This is a genomic window from Salipiger marinus (genome assembly GCF_035481585.1).
GTDB classification, from domain to species: Bacteria; Pseudomonadota; Alphaproteobacteria; order Rhodobacterales; family Rhodobacteraceae; genus Salipiger; species Salipiger marinus.
The window spans coordinates 1-7,233 of record NZ_JAYKSL010000051.1; the positions used below are offsets into that span (position 1 = coordinate 1).

The 7,233-nt window shown below is 67.2% G+C and carries 7 protein-coding genes; 2 read left to right on the forward strand and 5 right to left on the reverse strand.

Going from position 1 to position 7,233, the window contains the following annotated elements:
- Positions 1-162: 162 nt before the first annotated feature.
- Positions 163-756: a hypothetical protein gene (locus VK682_RS26670; protein WP_230798211.1), complete on the reverse strand. Its 594-nt coding sequence runs from the start codon at positions 754-756 to the stop codon at positions 163-165.
- 117 nt (positions 757-873) lie between these two features.
- On the opposite strand from VK682_RS26670, the gene VK682_RS26675 reads away from it, so the two are divergent.
- The gene (locus tag VK682_RS26675; RefSeq protein WP_230798210.1) at positions 874-2,238 is read left to right on the forward strand and encodes a cytochrome P450; all 1,365 of its coding nucleotides are present in this window, start codon (positions 874-876) and stop codon (positions 2,236-2,238) included.
- Here VK682_RS26675 and VK682_RS26680 read toward each other — a convergent pair.
- From VK682_RS26680 to VK682_RS26695, 4 genes are all read right to left on the reverse strand, one after another.
- Positions 2,235-2,807, reverse strand: coding sequence for a cob(I)yrinic acid a,c-diamide adenosyltransferase (locus VK682_RS26680; RefSeq protein WP_230798209.1), 573 nt, complete (start codon positions 2,805-2,807; stop codon positions 2,235-2,237). The two genes, VK682_RS26675 and VK682_RS26680, sit on opposite strands and share 4 nt — an antisense overlap.
- Positions 2,808-2,810: 3 nt before the next feature.
- Positions 2,811-3,014 (reverse strand): twin transmembrane helix small protein, encoded by a 204-nt coding sequence (locus tag VK682_RS26685; protein ID WP_089852518.1) that lies wholly within the window; start codon positions 3,012-3,014, stop codon positions 2,811-2,813.
- 77 nt (positions 3,015-3,091) lie between these two features.
- Positions 3,092-3,925 (reverse strand): SDR family NAD(P)-dependent oxidoreductase, encoded by an 834-nt coding sequence (locus VK682_RS26690; protein ID WP_230798208.1) that lies wholly within the window; start codon positions 3,923-3,925, stop codon positions 3,092-3,094.
- Between the two features lie 66 nt (positions 3,926-3,991).
- Entirely contained in the window at positions 3,992-4,531 is a 540-nt protein-coding gene (locus VK682_RS26695; protein ID WP_324782942.1) for an SH3 domain-containing protein, read from the reverse strand.
- Positions 4,532-4,692: 161 nt separating this feature from the next.
- Here VK682_RS26695 and VK682_RS26700 point away from each other — a divergent pair, with 161 nt between their 5' ends.
- Positions 4,693-7,008, forward strand: a complete 2,316-nt coding sequence (locus tag VK682_RS26700) for a DNA topoisomerase IV subunit A (protein ID WP_230798206.1) — start codon at positions 4,693-4,695, stop codon at positions 7,006-7,008.
- The last annotated feature ends 225 nt before the right edge of the window (positions 7,009-7,233 follow it).

Below are 7,233 nucleotides of genomic sequence, written 5' to 3' on the forward strand. Positions count from 1 at the left end.
TGTTGCAGTGCGGTTTGGACCGCTCAAACTTTGCCTTTGCCATCTTTCCAGACGTCTCGCCTCTAGGGGGTCGAACGTGACCCGGTTTCGCATCGCGGGCCATGTATTGAGTCGGAGACGGAAAATCAAGCACCTCATGGCGCCAAGCCCTTGCGGGCGTGGTCATTCGGGAACGGTTTTCGCGGCCTTGTCCTTGGCTGCGGCGGGCTCCGGCAGCCCCCCGAACCAGCCTTCGTCCCGCATCTGGCGGCGCAGCCATCGTTCCACCTGCAGCGCGCCATTGGTGGTCAGGTTGCGCATCTGTTCGTCCCGCGACTGGGTCAGCCCCGATCCGGCCACGGTTTCCGCGCTGAAGGATTCCATGACGGTGATCTGTTCCGGCTCGGCGTTGAGCTTGGCCTGCGCCGCGTCATCCCAGACCGTGACGCGGAAGATCAGCGCGGATTTCGGGCTCAGCACCACGGGCACACCGGGCTGCGCCAGCACATAACCTTCGACGCTGACGCCGATATGGTAGTATTTGCCGCCGCTCTGCCGGGTGAACCGTTCGGCCAGTGCGGCCTCCATCGCGGTGGTCCACTCCTCGGCGCTGGCGTCACGCGACAGCGGGCCCTTGACCAGATTGGGCGCCACCACCTCGACAAAGCCCAGCTGGAAATCCCCCAGCGCCGTGGCCGGGTTTTCCAGATCTCGCTGGCCATTGGCGCAGGCGGCAAGCCCAAGGGCAAGGGTCAGCGCGGCGATCAAGCGAAGCATGGGCGAGGGTCCATCTGCAAGGGTCGGCGCGGCATAGCGCAGCAGCCGCCCCTTCGCAATCGCCCCGGGCTTTCCGGGGCCGCCGCCCCACCCTATCTTGAAAGGCAGGAGGCCCCCATGACCGATCAGACCCCGATCCCTGCGCGCCTGCCGGTGCGCGTGCCGCTGGTGACCGAACCGCTGGGGCTGTTCGGCAGTCTCAAACTGGCGCGGCGCAACGTGCTGGCGATCCTGCCCGATCTGGCGACGCGGCAGCCCATGGTGTCGGGCCGCACCGGCGCGCGCTGGCATATGGTGATGGATCCGGGCGCGATCCGGACCATGCTGCTGGAACGGCTGGACCATTACCCGAAATCCCGCGTCACGCAGAACCTGCTGCGCCCGGCCATCGGCGAGTCGATGTTCGTGGCCGAGGGCGCGCATTGGCGCTGGCAGCGCCGCGCCGCCGCTCCGGCCTTTTCCGCGCGCAACGTGCTGAACCTTGCGCCGGTGATGACCGGGGCCGCCACCCGCTCTGCCGACCGCATCGCCGCTGCCGGGCCGCGCGCCGTGAACCTTTATGACGAGATGGTCACCACCACCTTCGACGTGATTTCCGACGTGACCTTTTCGGGCGGCGAAGGCTTCGCGCGCGAGGCGGTGCACCGCGCCATCGACGATTACGTGGCCGAAGCCGGGCGCATTTCGCTGTTCGACATGCTGGGCCTGCCCGACTGGGTGCCGCGCCCGGGGCGGGTGTTTTCGGCGGGCGCGCTGCGGCAGATGAAATCCGTGGCCGATGGCGCCATCGCCGAACGGGCGCAGCGCGGCCCGCAGGGGGTGCCGGATCTGCTGGATCTGCTGCTGGCGGGCGAGGATCCCGAAACCAAGCGCCGCATGAATGCGGGCGAGCTGCGCGACAACCTGCTGACCTTCATCGTCGCGGGGCATGAGACCACGGCGCTGACCCTGTCCTGGGCGCTGTATCTGCTGGCCTTCGACCCCGAGATGCAGGAGCGCGCCCGGGCCGAGGTGCAGACCCATATGGCGGGCGATGCCGCCACCGGCGAGGAGGCGGCGCGGATGACCTTCCTGCGGCAGGTGGTGGACGAGACGCTGCGGCTTTATCCGCCTGCGGGCATCGTGTCGCGCACGGCACAGGCGCCGGACGAACTGTGCGGGCGCGAGATCCGCAAAGGCGACACGGTGATGATCCCGATCTACGCGCTGCACCGCAACCACCTGCTGTGGTCCGATCCGGATGCCTTCCGCCCCGACCGCTGGCAGCAGAAGCCCGACCGCTACGCTTATCTGCCCTTTGGCGACGGGCCGCGCATCTGCATCGGCGCCGCCTTTGCGCTGCAGGAGGCGGTGATCATTCTGGCCACGCTGCTGAAACGGTTCCGGTTTCACGCGGTGCCGGGACGCGACCCCGCACCGGTGATGATCCTGACCCTGCGCCCCGAAGGCGGCGTCTGGCTGGAGGCGGAGCCGCTGACCTAGCGGTTCGCCCCCGGCACCCACAGCACATCCGCCCGGCCCGCGTCATTGGCCATGCGCGCCGCACAGAAGAACCAGTCGCTGAGCCGGTTGAGATAGGTCACCGCATGGGGATTGACCGTCTCCGACGCCGCGAGTTCCACCGCGCGCCGTTCGGCCCGCCGTGCCACGGTGCGGCACTGGTGCAGGAAGGCCGCCGCAGCGGATCCGCCGGGCAGCACGAAGCTGCGCAGCGGCTCCAGCACGGCGGTCATCGCGTCGATCTCGGTTTCCAGCCGGGTTACCTGCGCTTCGACCATGCGCAGCACCGGATAGCCCGCCTCGGCATCCTGTTCCATGTCGGGGCGGCCCAGATCGGCCCCCAGATCAAAAAGGTCGTTCTGGATGCGCGCCAAGGCCACGTCCAGATCGCCCTCGGCATGCAGCCGGGCCAGTCCGCAGACCGAATTCAGCTCGTCCACCGTGCCATAGGAGTCGACGCGGGCGGAATATTTCGGCACGCGCGCCCCGGTCACCAGCGCGGTATCGCCCTTGTCGCCGGTGCGGGTGTAAATCTTGTTCAGCACAACCATGGTTCAGCTCTTTCCGCGGATCAGGACAAACAGCAGGATCAGCACCACCGCCGCAAACTGCGCCATGATGCGCCAGCGCATCGCCTTGTTGGCGTATTTCTTGTTGAAAGCCCCGCCCTTGGCGAAACTGCCGATGCCGAAAAACAGGATGGCGACCACCCCCAGCATCACGGCAGCCGTGACGATAAACAGCGGATCGTTGGTCATGCGGCGCGCTCCCTTGCCAGATGACGCATCACATAGCGGCTTGCGGCCAAAAAGCGAAGCCGCCGCCCCGCGACCTGTCAGCGCGCCCGGGCGATGATCCAGTCCAGCGCCCGCGTGGGCAGAAGCCGCCGCAGCGTGCCCATCAGATGGGTCGGGACCGTCACGTAATAACGCGGCTTCGGGCGCTGCGCCTCCAGCGCATGGACCAGCACGCGGGTCACGGCGCTGGCGGGCAGTTCGAACCGGTCCTTGGACGGCGGCGCGTAAAGCCGCTTCAGCAGCGAGGCCTCGTATTGCGCGGCGCGCGGCGAGGCGCGCCAGTTCACCCAGCGTTCAAAATGCGGCACGGAATTGCGGCGGATGTGCGAGGTCACCGGCCCCGGCTCGATCAGGATGACGCGGAGGGGGGTATCGGCCATTTCGATGCGCAGCACGTCGGTCAGGCCTTCCAGCGCATGTTTGCTGGCCACATAGGCGCCGCGCCATGGCATCGGCACCAGCCCCAGCACAGAGGAACAGTTGACGATCCGCCCGTGGCCCTGCGCGCGCATCACGGGGATGACCTGCCGCGTCAGTTCGTGCCAGCCAAAGACATTGGCCTCGAACAGCGCGCGCAGCGCATCGGTGGGCAGATCCTCCACCGCGCCGGGAATGGCGAAGGCGCCGTTGTTGTAAAGCGCGTCGAGCCTGCCGCCGGTCGCCTCCAGCACCTCGGCCAGCGCGCGGGTGATGCTGGCGGTGTCGGCGTAATCCAGCTGCGGGCTGTCAAAACCTTCGGCCCGAAGGCGGGCGCAGTCCGCTTCGGCCCGGCAGCTGGCAAAGACCCGCCAGCCACGGGCGCGCAGCCCCCGGGCGGCGTCCAGCCCGATGCCCGAGGAGCAGCCGGTGATGAGGATGGTTCGTTCTGTCATGGCCCTGCCCGCATGTCGTCAGGCCGAGCCTTAGGGGAGCCGGGATCAGAGGTCCAGCGCGGCGGCTCAGTTCACGGCGCGCAGGAAATCTTCCGACATCCAGCCGATGCGCCCGCCCTCGCTGCGCAGCTTCACCCAGCCGTCGCCCGGATCGGCCACCACCTGCACCTCATGCCCGCGCCCAAGCTGCGCCATCACCGCATAGCGGGTGCTGGGGCCGGAGCGCATGTTGACCCGGCTGCCCGTGACCTGACGCAGATCGGCGGCGGGTTCGGGGGCCTCCTCCACCGCGACGGCGGGCTCCGCCCGGATGATCGGCGCGGACCGGGGGGCGGCTGCCAGCGTCACGCCCAGATCGGCAGGAGCGGCGGCAGCCTTGGTGACCTGCACCGCAGGCTCACCGGCGCGGGCCGTGGCAAGCTGCACCATCTCCGCCTGCGGCGCCTTCTCCGGGGCTGCGGCCTGCGGCGCGGGCGGCAGATAGGAACTTGCCAGAAGGTTCGGCAGCGGCAGCCCCCGCGTGCCCGCCTGATACTCCGATCCGCCCGACAGGTGGAACCATGCCGCGCCCAGAAGCGCGAAGGTCAGCAGGATGAAGCTTTTCATGACGTACCCTTTTCCTCGTAACTTGGCGTGACCCTGGCAGTGCCGCTTTGAGGCGCGGATGCAGGGCCTTGGCTGCGTGGCGCCCGGAAATCTTCGGACATCCACAGTTTTGAGAGCAGGGCCGCTTTACCGTTCCGATGCGGCGCAGTATCACCCGGTCCATGACCGATACCGTCGATGACCCCGACATGAACCCCCGCAATGTTGCCGAACCGCTCCGCCGGGCGATTGGTGAACGCTATCTGACCTATGCTCTGTCGACGATCATGAACCGCGCGCTTCCGGATGCGCGGGACGGGCTGAAGCCTGTGCATCGTCGTATCCTGTATGCAATGCGCAGACTGCGGTTGAGTTCCACCGGAGGCTTCCTGAAGTCCGCAAAAATTTCCGGCGACACCATGGGGGACTTCCATCCGCATGGCGACGCGGCGATCTATGACGCCATGGCGCGGCTCGCGCAGGACTTTACCATCCGCTATCCGCTGGTCGACGGTCAGGGCAATTTCGGCAATATCGACGGCGACAATCCCGCCGCCAGCCGCTACACCGAAGCGCGCATGACCATCATGGCCGAGGCGCTGCTGGACGGGCTTGACGAGAATGCCGTCGATTTCCGCCCGAACTATGACGGCCGCCTTGAAGAGCCGGTGGTGCTGCCCGCCTCCTACCCCAACCTTCTGGCCAACGGGTCCAGCGGCATCGCGGTCGGCATGGCCACCAACATTCCGCCGCACAATATCGGCGAGCTGATCGACGCCTGCCTGCATCTGGTGAAATCCCCCGGGGCCGCCGACGAGACGCTGCTGCAGTTCGTGCCCGGCCCCGACTTCCCCACCGGCGGCGTGATCGTGGAGCCGCGCGAGAACATCGCGCAGGCCTATGCCACCGGGCGCGGCCAGATCCGGCTGCGCGCGCGCTGGCAGGTGGAGGATCTGGGCCGCGGCCAGTGGCAGGTCGTGGTGACCGAAGTCCCCTATCAGGTGCAGAAATCCAAGCTGATCGAACGTCTGGCCGAACTGATCCAGACCAAGAAAGTGCCGATTCTGGCCGATGTCCGCGACGAATCCGCCGAGGATGTGCGCGTGGTGCTGGAACCGCGCAGCCGCACCGTCGATCCCGACATGCTGATGAACATGCTGTTCCGCAATTCGGATCTGGAAATCCGTTTCTCGCTGAACATGAACGTGCTGATCGACGGGGTGACGCCGAAGGTCTGCTCGCTGAAGGAGATGCTGCGCGCCTTTCTGGACTTCCGGCGCGAGGTGCTGTGCCGCCGCTCGGCGCATCGCATGGAAAAGATCGACCACCGGCTGGAGGTGCTGGAAGGCCTGATCATCGCCTATCTGCATCTGGACCGGGTGATCGACATCATCCGGTATGATGACGACCCCAAGGCGGCGCTGATGCGCGAGGACTGGTCGCGCAGCTTCATCCGCGCCACCTCGGAACGCGATTATTCCGCCCCGCCGCCGCTGTCCGGGGACGAGGCCCGCGTGCTGACCGAGGTGCAGACCGAGGCCATCCTCAACATGCGGCTGCGCAGCCTGCGCCGCCTTGAAGAGATGGAGCTGGTGGGCGAACGCGACCGGCTGCAGGCGGAACGCGCCGGGCTGGTGGATCTGCTGGCCAGCGAGGATCTGCAGTGGAAATCCGTCACGGCCCAGCTGCGCGAGGTCAAGAAAGCCTTCGCCAAGGATCTGGCGCGCGGCGGGCGACTGACCGGCTTTGCCGAGGCCGGCGAGGTCGAAGACGTGCCGATCGAAGCGATGATCGACCGCGAACCCATCACCGTGGTCTGTTCGCAGATGGGCTGGATCCGCGCGATGAAGGGTCATATCGACCTGAAATCAGAGCTGAAATTCAAGGATGGCGACGGCCCGCGCTTCATCTTCCATGCAGAGACCACCGACAAGCTGCTGGTCTACGGATCGAACGGGCGCTTTTACACCGTCTCCGCCACCAGCCTGCCCGGCGGGCGCGGCATGGGCGAACCGCTGCGCCTGATGGTCGACCTGCCGAACGAGGCGCAGATCGTCGACATCTTCACCCATGATCCCACGCGCAGGCTGCTGCTGGCCTCCTCCGCCGGGGACGGGTTCGTGGTGCCGGAAACCGAGGTTCTGGCCCAGACCCGCACCGGCAAGCAGGTGCTGAACGTCCGCGACGGGGTGACCGCCAAGATCTGCAAGCCGGTGCGCGGCGATGCCGTGGCCGTGGTGGGCGAGAACCGCAAGGTGCTGGTCTTCCTGCTGGAGGAACTGCCGGAAATGACCCGCGGCAAGGGCGTGCGGCTGCAGAAATACAAGGATGGCGGGCTGTCGGATGCCACCACCTTCGTGCTGTCCGAGGGGCTGAGCTGGCGCGATCCGGCGGGCCGCACCCGCACCCAGACCGATCTGGCGGAATGGATCGCCAAGCGGGCGGGGTCGGGGCGCATGGCGCCGCGCGGCTTCCCGCGCGACAACAGCTTCACCTGATCCGACGGGTCCGGCGCCCCCGCTGCCGGGCCCGTCACTGCGCACAGGCGCAGAACCGCCGCGGCCTTTTCTGATCCGCAGGGCAAATTCGCTCTGTTTCCCCTGCGTTCAGTTCGATATCACCGCGTGCAGAAGAAACTGGGTGCCGCGCCCGGCGCGGCGAAGACTGGGAGAGAACCGCTCATGAAGGTGCTTGTGCCTGTGAAGCGCGTGATCGATTACAAC

Coding starts and splice junctions, on each gene's coding strand:
- VK682_RS26670 (WP_230798211.1), bottom strand. CDS start 756: ATGCTTCGCTTGATCGCCGCGCTGACCCTTGCCCTTGGGCTTGCCGCC.
- VK682_RS26675 (WP_230798210.1), top strand. CDS start 874: ATGACCGATCAGACCCCGATCCCTGCGCGCCTGCCGGTGCGCGTGCCG.
- VK682_RS26680 (WP_230798209.1), bottom strand. CDS start 2,807: ATGGTTGTGCTGAACAAGATTTACACCCGCACCGGCGACAAGGGCGAT.
- VK682_RS26685 (WP_089852518.1), bottom strand. CDS start 3,014: ATGACCAACGATCCGCTGTTTATCGTCACGGCTGCCGTGATGCTGGGG.
- VK682_RS26690 (WP_230798208.1), bottom strand. CDS start 3,925: ATGACAGAACGAACCATCCTCATCACCGGCTGCTCCTCGGGCATCGGG.
- VK682_RS26695 (WP_324782942.1), bottom strand. CDS start 4,531: ATGAAAAGCTTCATCCTGCTGACCTTCGCGCTTCTGGGCGCGGCATGG.
- VK682_RS26700 (WP_230798206.1), top strand. CDS start 4,693: ATGACCGATACCGTCGATGACCCCGACATGAACCCCCGCAATGTTGCC.